12 protein-coding genes are annotated in these 13,380 nt (G+C 63.7%); 7 read left to right on the top strand and 5 right to left on the bottom strand.

Translation table 11 applies throughout. From position 1 onward, the window contains the following. Nucleotide 1: 1 nt before the first annotated feature. From HV753_RS02975 to HV753_RS02955, 5 genes are read left to right on the top strand one after another with little or no spacing between them, the layout of a single operon-like run. Complete coding sequence (locus HV753_RS02975) at nucleotides 2–847, top strand: ABC transporter permease (protein ID WP_175172923.1); 846 nt, start codon at nucleotides 2–4, stop codon at nucleotides 845–847. A gap of 38 nt (nucleotides 848–885) precedes the next feature. Further along, a complete protein-coding gene (locus HV753_RS02970) occupies nucleotides 886–1,668 on the top strand; it encodes an ABC transporter permease (RefSeq protein WP_175173652.1) in 783 nt (260 codons plus the stop codon). A gap of 18 nt (nucleotides 1,669–1,686) precedes the next feature. Next, nucleotides 1,687–2,553 (top strand): ABC transporter ATP-binding protein, encoded by an 867-nt coding sequence (locus HV753_RS02965; protein WP_175172922.1) that lies wholly within the window; start codon nucleotides 1,687–1,689, stop codon nucleotides 2,551–2,553. Between the two features lie 43 nt (nucleotides 2,554–2,596). Further along, nucleotides 2,597–3,973, top strand: a complete 1,377-nt coding sequence (locus tag HV753_RS02960; RefSeq protein ID WP_175172921.1) for an LLM class flavin-dependent oxidoreductase — start codon at nucleotides 2,597–2,599, stop codon at nucleotides 3,971–3,973. A 25-nt stretch (nucleotides 3,974–3,998) separates the two neighbouring features. Further along, nucleotides 3,999–5,486, top strand: coding sequence for an FAD/NAD(P)-binding protein (locus HV753_RS02955; RefSeq protein WP_175172920.1), 1,488 nt, complete (start codon nucleotides 3,999–4,001; stop codon nucleotides 5,484–5,486). Here HV753_RS02955 and HV753_RS02950 read toward each other — a convergent pair. The 4 genes from HV753_RS02950 to HV753_RS02935 all read right to left on the bottom strand — a co-directional run bounded on the left by HV753_RS02950 (nucleotide 5,436) and on the right by HV753_RS02935 (nucleotide 8,675). Beyond that, nucleotides 5,436–6,455, bottom strand: coding sequence for an ABC transporter substrate-binding protein (locus HV753_RS02950; RefSeq protein WP_175172919.1), 1,020 nt, complete (start codon nucleotides 6,453–6,455; stop codon nucleotides 5,436–5,438). The genes HV753_RS02955 and HV753_RS02950 overlap by 51 nt on opposite strands. A 211-nt stretch (nucleotides 6,456–6,666) precedes the next feature. Further along, on the bottom strand, nucleotides 6,667–7,155 hold the full coding sequence (locus tag HV753_RS02945; RefSeq protein WP_246288175.1) for a DinB family protein: 489 nt from the start codon (nucleotides 7,153–7,155) through the stop codon (nucleotides 6,667–6,669). Between the two features lie 102 nt (nucleotides 7,156–7,257). Next, nucleotides 7,258–7,656: a VOC family protein gene (locus HV753_RS02940; RefSeq protein WP_175172917.1), complete on the bottom strand. Its 399-nt coding sequence runs from the start codon at nucleotides 7,654–7,656 to the stop codon at nucleotides 7,258–7,260. 2 nt (nucleotides 7,657–7,658) lie between these two features. Further along, entirely contained in the window at nucleotides 7,659–8,675 is a 1,017-nt protein-coding gene (locus HV753_RS02935; protein ID WP_175172916.1) for a threonine ammonia-lyase, read from the bottom strand. Between the two features lie 85 nt (nucleotides 8,676–8,760). On the opposite strand from HV753_RS02935, the gene HV753_RS02930 reads away from it, so the two are divergent. Next, entirely contained in the window at nucleotides 8,761–10,095 is a 1,335-nt protein-coding gene (locus HV753_RS02930; RefSeq protein WP_217481428.1) for an aminotransferase-like domain-containing protein, read from the top strand. Between the two features lie 19 nt (nucleotides 10,096–10,114). Here HV753_RS02930 and HV753_RS02925 read toward each other — a convergent pair whose 3' ends face one another. After that, nucleotides 10,115–12,448 (bottom strand): cytochrome P450/oxidoreductase, encoded by a 2,334-nt coding sequence (locus tag HV753_RS02925; RefSeq protein ID WP_175172915.1) that lies wholly within the window; start codon nucleotides 12,446–12,448, stop codon nucleotides 10,115–10,117. A gap of 107 nt (nucleotides 12,449–12,555) precedes the next feature. On the opposite strand from HV753_RS02925, the gene HV753_RS02920 reads away from it, so the two are divergent. Then, on the top strand, nucleotides 12,556–13,353 hold the full coding sequence (locus HV753_RS02920) for an IclR family transcriptional regulator (protein ID WP_175172914.1): 798 nt from the start codon (nucleotides 12,556–12,558) through the stop codon (nucleotides 13,351–13,353). The last annotated feature ends 27 nt before the right edge of the window (nucleotides 13,354–13,380 follow it).

Raw genomic sequence — 13,380 nt, 5'->3', positions numbered from 1 at the left:
CATGTCACTGTTCTCTTTGTCGCGGGCGTGGCCGCTCCGGGCGGCTCCCCTGCCCGACTGGTTGCGGCAGGCCGCCTATACGGCGGCGCCCTGGCTGTTGCCGCTGACGCTGATCGTGCTTTGGCAAACCGGCGCCAGCCAGGGATGGATATCGCCGCAAGTCTTGCCGCCGCCCGCCTTCGTCTGGGACACCCTGCGTGACCTTGCTACCAGCGGCGACCTGTGGCTGAACACCCGCGCCAGTTTGCAGCGCGTGCTGGTGGGCTTTGCCGTGGGCGGCTTGCTGGGGTTGTTGCTGGGTACGGGCATGGGACTGTCGCGCAAGCTTGAAGCCTATGTCTTGCCCACATTCAATGCGCTGGTGCAAATTCCGGTGCTGGCCTGGCTGCCCTTCGTGCTGCTGATTGTGGGCATTGGCGAGCCGCTTAAATACATCCTGATCGCCAAGGCCGCCCTGGTGCCGGTGACGCTCAATACCTTGCAGGGCTTTCGCCAGGCGAACGCCGCCCTGCGCGAAGTGGGTCGCTTGTATGGGTACACCCGCCGTCAGGAAGTGCTGGAGATTGTGCTGCCGCTGGCCACCCCCACGCTCTTTACCGGCCTGCGCCTGGGCTTCACGAAGGCTTGGCTGTCGTTGGTTGTCGTGGAGTTGGTGGCTTCCAGCGAAGGGCTGGGATTCCTGATCGTATACGGCCGCCAATTGTTCCAGCTGGACTTGGTGATGGCTGCCGTGATCGTGGTTGGAGCCATCGGGTATGCCATCGACCGGATACTGGATTGGGCGGAAAACCGGCTGATCCGAGGCCGGCCGGGAGCGGGCTTGCCATCGTCGGAGGCCCCGGCATGAACGCAACCGCCATATCTTCTCGCGATGCCGCGGAACTGATGTCTGCGCAGCCGCTGGCGACACGCGGCGCCGGCCGCTGGCGTGGCCTGGTATTGCCTGTTTTCGCGATCCTGCTGTGGTGGTTGTTGGCGCGGGCTGGCGTGGTGAACTCCGCGCTATTGGTGTCGCCCGAGAAAGTGCTGGCCACCGCCGCCGATCAGGTCGTGACGGGCAAGCTCTGGCGTGCGCTGGGCGCAAGCCTGACACGTGAACTGACGGGCTTTGCCATTGGCGCCGTCTTGGGTCTGGCGCTGGGGGTGCTGCTTGGGTTGTCTCCGGTGTTCAACCGTCTTGTCGGCCCCAGCTTCAATACCTTCAAGCAGATCTCGCTGTTTGCCTGGATTCCATTGATCTCGGTGTGGTTTGGCTTGGGCGACACCGCCAAGGTGGTCTTCCTGTCACTGGCCGCTTTGGTGCCGGTGGTGGTCAACACCTGCGACGGCGTACGCAATACGCCGCCCACCCTGTTGGAAGTGGCGCGAGTCTATGGCTACACCCGTTGGCAGACCTTCACGCAAGTGGTCCTGCCGGCGGCGGTGCCCGCCATCTTCACCGGCGTCTACCTGGCGCTGATCTATTCATGGCTGGCCACCATTGGCGCCGAATACCTGCTGGTCGCAGGCGTGGGCATCGGCAATCTGCTGATCGAGGGCAGCGAACACTTCCAGATGGATCTGGTGGTCTTCGGGATGTTCGTCGTTGGCGTGATCGGCTGGCTGATGAACGCCTTGGCCCGGCTAGCTGAACGCCGCCTGGCTCACCTGCGCGGCCAGGCTCAATAACTCTCAGGAACTTCACACATGGCTGAACACGCGACGTTGGATCTGGAATTGCGGTCTGTCGGCAAGCGCTACGCAAGCGCCCAGGCCGAGGGAGGCGTATTGCAGGTATTGACGGACATCGATTTGCACATCCCCGCCGGTCAATTCGTGGCGATCGTGGGTGCCAGCGGCTGCGGCAAGTCGACGCTGTTGCGACTGATCCTGGGCCTGGACAACGCCCACGATGGCAGTATTTCATTGGGTGGCACGCCCGTCTCGGGCACCAGCCCTGAACGCGGCATCGTGTTTCAGGACCACCGCCTGTTTCCCTGGCTGAACGTGGCGCAGAACATTGGCGTTGGCCTGCGCAATGCCCATTACTCACCCGCCGAAAAGCGCGACCGGGTTGCCGAGCACATTGCCCTGGTCGGCCTGGAAGGATTCGAGCGGTCGTACCCGCATCAGATATCGGGCGGGATGGCACAGCGCGTGGCGATCGCGCGCGGGCTGGTCAACCGGCCGCGCGTGCTGCTGCTGGATGAGCCATTCGGCGCGCTCGACGCGCTGACCCGCGCCCGTCTACAGGCCGAGCTGCAACGGATCTGGCAGAAAGAGCGCATCACGATGATCTTGGTGACGCACGACGTTGAGGAAGCCGTCTATCTGGGCGATCGCGTCGTCATCATGCAGCCTCGTCCTGGCCGGATCAAGCGCATTGTCGACGTGCCCTTGCCGCACGCGCGCAACCGCAGCGACCCCCGCTTCATCCGTCTGCGCGACGACGTGCTGTCCGACTTCCTGGAGCCGGATGGCGTACCCGCCGACGACAGCCTACCGCTAGGCGCACATGCCTCGGCCGGTCTGCCGGCCGTGCCGTCCTTGGCATCGCTGCGCATGGCCTGGTAGACGCATTCCCTTATTCGATGCCCCATTGCAGGAGCAAACACCCATGACACGTCCCTCGCGCCAAATCAAGCTAGGCGCCTTCTTGATGCAGACCGGTCACCATATCGCCGCCTGGCGTCACCCCGATGCCCAGGCGGACGCCGCCGTCAACTTCCGCCATTACGTGGAACTGGCGCGACGCGCCGAAAACGCCAAATTCGATGCGGTCTTCCTGGCCGATGCCGTGGGCGTGCGCAATACCGACCTGCCCTCGCTGTCGCGCACGGCAAGAAGCGATCACTTTGAACCGCTGACCTTGTTGTCGGCGCTGGCCGCCGTGACCGAGAAGATCGGCCTGATCGCCACGGTGTCCACCACCTACAACGAGCCCTACCATGTTGCCCGCAAGTTCGCCTCGCTGGACCACATCAGCGGCGGACGTTCAGGCTGGAATCTGGTCACGTCCAGCGGCCAGGGCGAAGCACAGAACTTCAACCTGGATGAACACGTCGAGCATGCGCGCCGCTATTCCCGGGCTGCCGAATTCCACGATGTTGTCCTTGGGCTATGGGACAGTTGGGAGGATGACGCCTTCCTGCGCGACAAGCATAGTGGCCAGTACTTTGACCCGGACAAGCTGCACCCGCTCAACCATCGTGGTGAGCACTTTTCGGTACGCGGCCCGCTGAACGTGTCCCGCTCGCCGCAGGGCCGGCCGGTTGTCGTGCAGGCGGGGGCCTCGCCTGCCGGCCGCGACTTGGCGGCGCGAACCGCCGAGGTGATCTTCGTGGCGCATCAGACCTTTGATGAGGCGCAAGCCTTCTATCGCGACATCAAAGCGCGCGCAACCGGCTATGGCCGTGACCCCGAAGACGTCAAGATCATGCCTGGCATCTTCCCGGTGGTCGGGCGCACCCAAGCGGAGGCGGAAGAGAAATTCGAGCGCTTGCAGAATCTGATTCATCCCGTGGTGGGCGTGCAACTGCTATCCAACATGATCGGCGGCTTCGACCTGTCGCGTTACCCGGTGGATGGCCCCTTGCCCGACCTGCCAGAGACCAACGGCGGCAAGAGCCGTCAGCAACTGCTGATCGATCTGGCGCGACGCGACAATCTCACCATCCGCCAGCTGTATCTACGCATTGCCGGTGCCCGCGGTCATCAGCAAGTGGTGGGCACCGCGCAAAGCGTGGCGGATCAACTTCAGCAATGGTTCGAAGAGGAAGGCGCGGACGGCTTCAACATCATGTCGCCGTGGCTGCCGGGCGGGCTGGACGACTTCATCGAGCTCGTGCTGCCCGAATTGCGGCGTCGCGGGTTGTTCCGCAATGAATACGAGGGCACGACGCTGCGCCAGCATTTGGGCTTGGCGTGTCCCGCGCATCGTGCCGTGGCCCCGGCCACCCAGGCCCTGCATCCGTCCGAACCCGCGCTGGCCTGACCCCACGCCTTACCGAGCCCATCACATGCCGACCTCCACCCTGCCCCATGTCGTCATTATTGGCGGCGGCTTTGCTGGCACCGTCACCGCCATCAAACTTGCCCGCTTGGCGCCGCGCCCGCTGCGCCTCACGGTCATTGAAAGCCGCGACCAGTTGGGCCGTGGTATTGCCTACAGCACGCGCAACACGGCGCATGTAGTGAATGGCCCCGCGAAGAATTTTTCACTGTATCCGGAACAGCCCGAGCATCTGGCGAATTGGCTACAGCATCACGCGGCGCGGGACGCCTGGCGCCCACCGCCGGGTGTCCCCTATCCCGACAGTTTTCCCCCCAGGCACCTGTATGGTGATTATGTGCAGTCGGAATTGGAAAGCGCCCTGTCGGAAGCGCGCCATCCCATCACGTTCAAGCACGTGACGGATCGCGCGCTGGACCTGGAGGCGGCCGCCGGGGGGCAATGGGGCATCCGCCTGGCCAGCGGCCGGCTGCTGTACGCCGACGACGTTGTGCTGGCGACGGGATTGTTCCCCCTGTCGCTTGCACGCGGTGACGTGCAGATTGATCCCGAACTGATCGCGGCGGGCCGGGTCATCGACGACATCTGGGCCCCAGGCCCCGCCGTTCCCGTGGCCCAGGATCAGGATGTACTGGTGATTGGCACCAATCTGTCCGCGCTGGACGCCATGATTCACGCCAATGCCCAAGGGTTTCGCGGCACCTTCCACAGTGTCTCGCGCCGTGGGCTGCTGGTGGCGACACGCCGCGATGTGGCGCCGTGGCCTGCTTTCCTGGATCCGCAGGCCCTGCCCCAGTCATTGCGTGCCGTCTTGCGGCTGGCCCGCGCGGCTCGAAAGGCAATTGCACAGGCCGGGGAAGACTGGCAAAGGCTGGCCGGTTCCATCCGGCCCCACCTGCCCGCGCTTTGGGCGCAGGCGGACAATACGGAACGTCAGCGTTTCATCCGGCACCTGCGTCCCTACTGGGAACTCGGCCTGCACCGCGCCGCACCGGAATCGGGCGCCTGGTTGCAGTCCATCGACGCCGCTGACCGCCATCGAAAACTGACGGGCCGGATCCTGCGCGTGGCCCCGGCGGTGGATGGCCGGGTCACCGTCACCTGGCGGCCGCGCGGCGATGCGGCGCCGCAAACACTGCATGTGGACCGGGTCTTCAACACGCGGGGCTTTGAATTCGACTGGCGGCGCATCGACGACCCGCTCGTGCGCAATCTGGTGTCCAAGGGGTATGTCACGCCGCACGACACCGGCTTTGGCATTGCGGCGAATCCAGCAACAGGCCAGGTGCTGCCACGCGCCGGCTCGGCGGCTCGCCTGTACGCCGTGGGTCATCCGCTGCGTGGCGCTGCCTGGGAGTCAAACGCGATTGGCGAACAAGTCGCGGGCGCGACCGCAACCGCGCAAGCCGTCGCGCGGTCCTGGGTCGAAGATGGTGACAACGGGTCAGCTGCCCGCATTCGCGTGAGCCTCAGGGAAGAAGTAGTCCTTCCATGATCCTGCCTTGCTCTTCAGCACACCGATTTCATGCAGTTTGTCGGCATACACCTGAGTCTGCTGCGGGGTGATGGTGAACTGGTTCTCGGGATCATCAATGATCTTCTTCACGAAATCCGGCGGCAGTTTCGAGTTCTGCTGCCGGATGAAAATGGCGGCGGCTTCTTCCTTGTGTGCCGGGATCCAGGCGGCAGCCTCGGCCAGCGCGGCGTAGAAAGCCTGATAGGTCTTGGGGTTGGCGTCGTGGAACTTCTGCGTGGTGTACAGCACGTTGAACGTCGCCGGGCCACCCAGAATGTCATAGGAACTGATGACCTTGTGCACCGCCGGGTTGCGTTCGAACGCCTGGTAATAGAACGGCGCGCTGGAGAAATGCGCGTTGACTTCCAGGCCACCCGAAATCAGCGCGGTGGTGGCGTCAGGGTGCGGCAGGCTGATGGAAATATCGTCGAAGCGCTTGAAATTGTCCTTGCCATAGCGCTTTGCGGCTTCGATCTGTAAGGTGCGCGACTGAAAGCCGACGCCGGCCGCCGGAACCGCAATGCGGTCCTTGGCCGAAAAATCATCCAGCGTCTTGACGGCCGGGTTGTTGCTAAGCAGATAGTTCGGCAACGAACCCAGCGCCGCCACCAGCTTCACATTCTGCTTGCCCTGCGTCCGGTCCCACAACACCAACGCAGGCGGCACACCCGCCGACACCATGTCCAGGGCGCCTGCCAACAGCGCTTCGTTCATGGCGGACGCACCCGATATCTGCGCCCAATCGACCTTGATATCCAGCCCGGCCTGTTTACCGTGCTTTTCAATCAGGTTCTGGTCCTTGACGACATCCAGAATCAGATAAGCAATGCCGAATTGCTGCGCCACGCGCAACGTGCCTTCGGCCTGGGCGGTGGCGGCCGTGGTGCCTAGCGTCAGCAGCGCGGCGTAGGCGGCAGTACGCCACGAGGGGAATGGAGGATGGGGCATCAGTCTGAAGATCCTTGGAGAATATGGCGCGCAGAGGGGCCGGCCAGCGATCCTAGCAACCGCGACCGGGACCATGGAACGATCAATTTCTGCTAACCAAATAGCGGCAAGGCTCAGTAGCTCAAGCCGATCTCCCTTCTTTTTCAGCCCTCTTTCTCAGCCCTCTCTCTCAGTTCTCTCTCTTATTGCGCGAGGAGGATCGCGCCGCGCGTCAACCGCCCTGGCGATGGCAATCCCGGATGTACACGGGAAGATCGTTCGACGGCGGCGTAACCGGTACCTGGTACATCATGTCCCCGACAAACCCCCGGTGATACGTGCCATGGTTGACGATATGCAGCACGATTTCCTCGCGCGTCATGACGCCCTGGCCGCCGCCGACAAACTCGAAGTGGACGGCCGTTGCCAGATCTTCGTCCGACCAGCTGTCAACCACGTCGACATACCAACGATCCATGACCTGGACCGCCTGCCAAAGTTCGTCGAAGGCTGGCGTAATTTCGGTGTTGCGCGCGGTGTAGCCGTGCTTTTTTCCCAGGAGGTGGTGCTGGAAGATGTCGTCTATGACATAGACATGGTTCAAGGTATGCACCATGTTTCCAAAGCGCGTCTGCCTGGGGCGTAGCGCCTCGCCTTCGGGGAGTTGCATGACGCTATTGAAGGTCAGCGCATTGGCCCAGGCCTTGTAACGCACCAGCATCTTCAGCGTGTCGACTGCTGATGCACGCGCTGGGGAGGAAATGACGGGTTTGGAAAGGATGGCGTTGCTTACGGTGGTTGCGGACATGCTGGTCACTCTGTTTCAAAGATCGTTGCGGCACACCAGGTGTATTTTGTTTCCGTCGGGGTCGCGCAGGTAGGCGCCGTAATAGCCATTGCCGTAATGCGGCCGTGGGCCGGGCGGGCCGTCATCGGTGCCGTGTGCGGCGATGCCGGCGGCGTGGGCGGCATCGACCGCCGCGGAAGTTGGCGCCTGGAATGCAACCATGCTGCCGTTGCCGGCAGTGGCGGGCTTGCCGTCGAACGGCATGTAAACGTAGAACCGAGGCAAGGTTTGGCCCGGCGTGATCCAGCAAATCGAAATGGGCCCGCCGTCGGGCGTGACCGGGCGCCGCTGAAGGCCCAGCGGAAACAGAACGGCATCATAGAAAGCAGCCGCCCGAACCATGTCGCGGCACCCAACGGTCACGTGACTGAACATGCTTATGCCCTCCTGGCGGTGGTACGGGGTTCCTGCAATGCGGCACCCGCAAGGTTCAGGTCGGTATTGCGGCCGGACAGCGTGACCGCGATGGTCCGCCCATCAAGCGGCATCTTGTGCGTCAGTACCGCCGCCAGGGCGACGGCGGCGCCAGGTTCGATGGCAAGGCCGAATTCGCTGAAGGCCACGCGCATGGCGGCTTTGGCTTGCTCATCGGTGACGGCGAACGTACCCGCCAATCTCGGCTTGATGATGTCAAACGGGAGCTTGGCCATGTAGAGCCCGCTGATGGCGTCGCAAATCGACTGGCCGCCCGCAGGCAGGTCGACGCACTGCCCCGCAGCAAGCGAATGCGCCATTTTCTCGAAACCCGCCGCTTCCACGCCGTAGACCTGGGTGGCGGGCGAGGTCTCGCTCAATCCCAACAGGCATCCCGCCGTCAGTCCACCGCCCGAACAGCAGGTCAACAGCACGTCGATGCGCGCGCGCATGGCGGCAGCTTGCGTGACCATTTCAAGCGCGACGGTGCCCGCGCCCGCCACGACCCAAAAGTCATCCGCCGGAGGAACAAGTACCCGATTCTCGCGTTGGGTCACGTCTGCCGCGACGTTGGCCAGGTCTTTCATGGGGACCGCCACGACGCGCGCGCCATAAGCCGCGATCCGTTCAATCTTTGCCGCCGGGGCGGTATCGGGCACAACGACCACGGCTGATATGCCCATGAGTCCGGCGCAATAAGCGACGGCCAGGCCGTGGTTGCCCGAAGAGCGGGCAACGATGCCGCGCCGCCGTTCTTCGTCGGTCAGTACGCGCATCCGGTTGGCCGCGCCGCGCAGTTTGAACGATCCGGTCACTTGCAGGTTCTCTGCCTTGACCAACAAACGCCCGCCGTATTGCTGATTGAGATACGGTGATTCCAGCAACGGCGTCTCAATGCAATAGCGGCTCACATGGCGGGCGGCGGCTTCCACATCCCGGAAGGTTGGCAGGCAGCTGGCGACGGGGGGATGGGCGTTCATGCGGAGTCCGGTGTTAATCTCTGCGCGAAGAATTGCATGGACATAATCTAAATGCAATTTAAACATTGCACTCGGAGCAATTGAAATGTCGGATTTTCATGTCATTGCCGATAGCGTGGCGGCGGAGATTGCTGCGGGGACGCTTCCGCCAGGAACACGGCTGCCACCGCAAAGAACGTTTGCGGATCAACGGGGCATTGCTGCGTCCACCGCCAGCCGTGTCTATGCCGAATTGACACGCCGTGGCCTGGTCCTGGGTGAAGTCGGCCGAGGCACCTTTGTGCGGGCGCCGGAGGTGCTGCGGGCGATCCGAATCAACGAAGCCGCCGATGCTCCCATCGATATGCAGTTGGCGATATCGTCATCTCTTGATCAAGCGGCGTTGATGGCGCCAGCCTTTCAATCATTGGCGGGGCCGGTGGCGCTTTGGGACACGCTAAGCGCATTGGGTCCATTCGGCCCCAAAGGCGCAGGCGAGACCGTGGCGCGCTTTCTGGCATGCAAGGGATGGAAGCCTGATCCCGCCGGCATCATGTTCGCAGGTGGCGGGCGTCAGGCCATCGCGTGCGCCTTGGCGGCGCTGTGCAAGCCGGGCGACCGTGTTGGCGTTGAGCCCCTGACCTACCCGTCGATTATCCGCATGGCGGCCCGCCTGGGCATTCAACTGGTACCGATCGACGTCGACCATGAGGGAATCGACCCTGCCGCGCTGGCCAAGGCGCATGGCGCAAAGCCCTTGGCCGCGATCTATGTCCAGCCGTCCATCCATAATCCGCTCGGCATTTCCATGACGCTGGGGCGCAGACTCGCCCTGTCCCGGATGCTCGACGAAACCGGCCTGTTGTGTATCGAGGACGGCGCCTTCGCATTCCTGTCGGACATGGCGCCACTGGTCTCTTTCGCCCCTGATCGGGTCATCTACGTCAACAGCATGCAAAAGCGGCTGGGGCCGGGTGTTGGCGTGGGTTTTGTCGTGGCACCGCCGCAGGTGAAGGACGACATTGCCGCGATCATGCGAGCTGGCGGTTGGATGGCGTCATCACTGTCCATGCATATGGTGCTGTCATGGATCGCGGACGGCACGGCCGGCGCGGTGACGGATCTGAAACGGCTGGACGCGCGCGCCCGGCAAACGCTGGCGGCGAAGATCCTCGGTATCCAGCCGGGGCCGGGAAAGACAGATGCCTTCCACCTTTGGTTGACGCTGCCGCCTGCCTGGAATCCCGATGCCTTCACGGCGGCCGCAGCGCTGCAAGGCGTTGCCATCACGTCTGCCGGCGCTTTCGCCGTGGCTTCGGGACAGGCGCCAAACGCGGTGCGCCTTGCCCTGTCGTCGCCCTCGATGATGAATCTGGAGCAAGGGCTTCAGATCATCCGGACGCTGCTGACGCAGACGCCAGGCGATGCCTTGATCGAGTAGAGGGCCTGCCGCGCCAGACTTAAAGCTCTAGCACGATGCGCGACCCGCAAGCGCGTGAGCAGCAACTCATCATCTTGCCGTTCGCCTCACGTTCCGCACGAGTCAGCACGACATCCCGGTGATCGATGGCGCCGTCAAGCACGTTGACTTCGCAAGAGCCGCACAGGCCTTCTTCGCAATCGCTTTGCACGTCGATATTGGCGGCACGCAGCGCGGCCAGCAAGGTCTGGTCCGCGCGCACGGTCACGACCAGCCCGGAGTCCTTCAGTTCGGCCTCAAAGGCATGTTCACGTTCGGGATCCAGCGCGCCCAGCGTGGAGTGAAAGTGTTCCACCCGCAACGTATCCTCCGGCCAGTGGGTACAGGCTTGTTGCAGCGCATCCAGCAGGCGTTCCGGCCCGCAGGCGTAGATCTGGGTGCCAGCATCGGGCTGCGCCAGCAGCGCGGTGAGATCGTTGCGACGCCCCTCCTCGCTGGCATGGATATGCAGCCGGTCGCCGTGCAGGGCTTCCAGTTCGGCCAGCATGGCCATGCTGGCCCGGGCGCGGCCACTGTAGTGCAACACATAGTCGATGCCAAGTTCGCGGGCCCGCCTGGCCATGGCGCTGATGGGCGTGATGCCGATGCCGCCCGCAATCAGAATCACCCTGCCCGCCTGTTCATCAAGGCGGAAGTGATTGCGCGGACCACGGACACGCAGGCGCAGGCCCGCTTTGACGTGTTCATGGATCCAGGCCGAGCCGCCACGGCCTTCGGCTTCACGCAGTACGGCGATGCGCAAGCGGGAGGTATCCGCCGGGTCGCCGCATAGCGAGTATTGGCGCGACAGGCCGGTGTCGCCACATTCGATGTCGATATGCGCGCCGGGCGCCCAGCGCGGAAGCGCCTTGCCATCGGGCGAGGCCAGCGTCAGCATGACAATGCCATTGGCGGCGGGTTCCACGCGCTCGACCGCCAGCGTACGCGCGCTGGCGTGCGCGGAGGGTTCACCGATGCGCACAGGCTGTTGTTGTTCCAGCAGGCTGGCCACGCGGCGTTCGGGGTTCTGCGCCGGGTCCCATTCCACCCACAGATGTTCGGGCCCCCGAAACGAGGTATTGGGCACATAAGTGAACTGCTGCGCCGACAGCCGCATGTGCGGCAAGCGCCGCGCCAGTTCTTCCAGGAAGATCTGCATCTCCATTCGAGCCAGGTTCTTGCCCATGCATTGGTGGGAGCCATAGCCGAAGGTAAGTTGGTCGCTGGCGTTGTCGCGCCAGATGTCGAACAGGTCGGCGTCGGGGAACTGCCGTTCGTCATGGTTGGCGGAAGCGCTGACGATCAGCAGTTTCGAGCCGGCGGGGATCGCCAGGCCGGCGATCGTCGTGTCGCACGTGGCCAGCCGCCGCCAGGCCGCGACGGATCCGTTGTGGCGCAGGCATTCTTCGACCGCATTGGGAATCAGCGACGGGTCCGCACAGAGGTCGCGCCAGGCATCGGGATGCTGCAAGAGCAATTTGATGGCATTGGCCGAGGCATTCGCGGTGGTCTCGTGCGCGGCCACAATGCCCGCCATCATCATCGAATGCAGGTAGGAATCGGTGACGACATCCGGATAGTCGCGCTGCTTGCGGATGCCGTATTGCATCCAGCCAGGTTGATCGGGGTCCTGGCGCATCTTGTCCAGGATCTTGCCAGCCAACTGCCAGAAATTGCCGACCGCGTGGGCAACGGCCACTTGTTCCTCGGGCTTGGGACGGCCCCAGGTATTGACGGTGTGCGCGATGGAATAACGGCGCAGCAAGTCCATGTCTTCTTCGGGAATCCCCAGGAAATGCAGCGCGACGGTAAGCGGTACTTCCCACAGCATCTGGTCAACGAGGTCGGCGCGGCCGTCGTTGATGAAGCGGTCGACGTACTCGCGGGTCAGGCGGCGCACCATCGGTTCATGGTGCTTCAACGCTTCGGGCGTGAAGGGTTCCATCAGGACGCGCCGCCGAGGCATGTGCGCGGGTTCGTCCTCGTTGACCAGTGTGCGGTTCATGGCATACCCGTACGACGCCAGCACCGCGTTGGCTTCCGGCCCGGTGGGAGTGATTTTCTCAAGCGCGATGGACGGGCTGAACGTGAGGTTGTCGCGGAAGATGGCTTTGATGTCTTCATAGCGCGTCACGACCCAGTACCCCAATTTCGGGCTGTAGAAGATGGGTTCCTGATCGCGAGCCCACCGGACGTACTCGGGTGGATCTTGCTGGTAGCCGTCGCCGAAGGGGTCAAATTCGGCGGCGCGCGGACTGACGTGCACCGGGCAGCCATTGGCGGCCGAAACGGGGTGAACCGGACAGCCGGACGCGGGGTGTGCGGGGTGTGACATGTCTGCGCTCCAGGGAGAATCTGCTTTTATGCGTAAATCATATACGCATTGCGTAATTTGACAATACCGGTTTAACCTTCGCTTCTTCCCTGCCCGGGCTTGCCGCAATGACCGCCACCGAACCCACACGCACCCGCGAACGACGCCAGCGCGTCCAGGCCGCCGAAACCAGCATGGCCGTGCTGAAGGCCCTTGGCCATCTTGGCGGCCGCGCGGGATTAAGCCTGATCGCCACGCAGATCGACGAAAGCCCCGCCAAAGTGCACCGCTACCTGGTCAGCCTGATGGAAGGCGGGCTGGTTGGCCAGGACGCCACGACCCAGCAGTACTTTCTGGGCCTGGAAACCTTGTTGCTGGGCTTGGCGGCCATGCGGCAGGCGGATCCCATCCGTCTGGCGGAAGCGTCGCTGATCCGCCTGCGGGAAGAGTTGGAAGTCACGTGTTTCGTGGCCGTGATGGGCAACAAAGGCCCCACCATCGTCCGCTTTGAAGAACCGGGACTGCCCGTGACCGTGAACGTGCGGGTGGGCTCGGTGCTGTCGATGCTGTGGTCGGCGACGGGCCAGGTGTTGCTGGCGACGCTGGACGAGAACGCCGTGCGCGCCCTTGCCCAGACGGAACTGGAAGCCGCCACGCCAGAGCAGCGGGCACTGCTGGATGCTCGTGATCCGATCGGCGCCTTGCAGCAATCCGTGCTGGCGGCGGGCTGCGCCGTGGTGCGCGATACCAATTTGCGCGGCATCAGTGCCGTTTCCGCCCCGATCTATAACTATGCAGACCGGCCGTGCGCGGTGTTGACCGCATTGGGTGCGACGGGAGGATTCGACCCGTCACCCGACGGCCGCGTGGCGCAGGCCGTGCGCCGCGAAGCGCAAGCCATCAGCCGGCTGCTGGGCAAGACCTGATCGCAGCCCCGCATTGGCCGGCGGCCC

The sequence above is a fragment of the Achromobacter pestifer genome, from assembly GCF_902859625.1.
In the GTDB taxonomy this organism is placed as follows: Bacteria; Pseudomonadota; Gammaproteobacteria; order Burkholderiales; family Burkholderiaceae_B; genus Achromobacter; species Achromobacter pestifer.
This window is presented reverse-complemented; position numbering and strand designations above follow the sequence as displayed.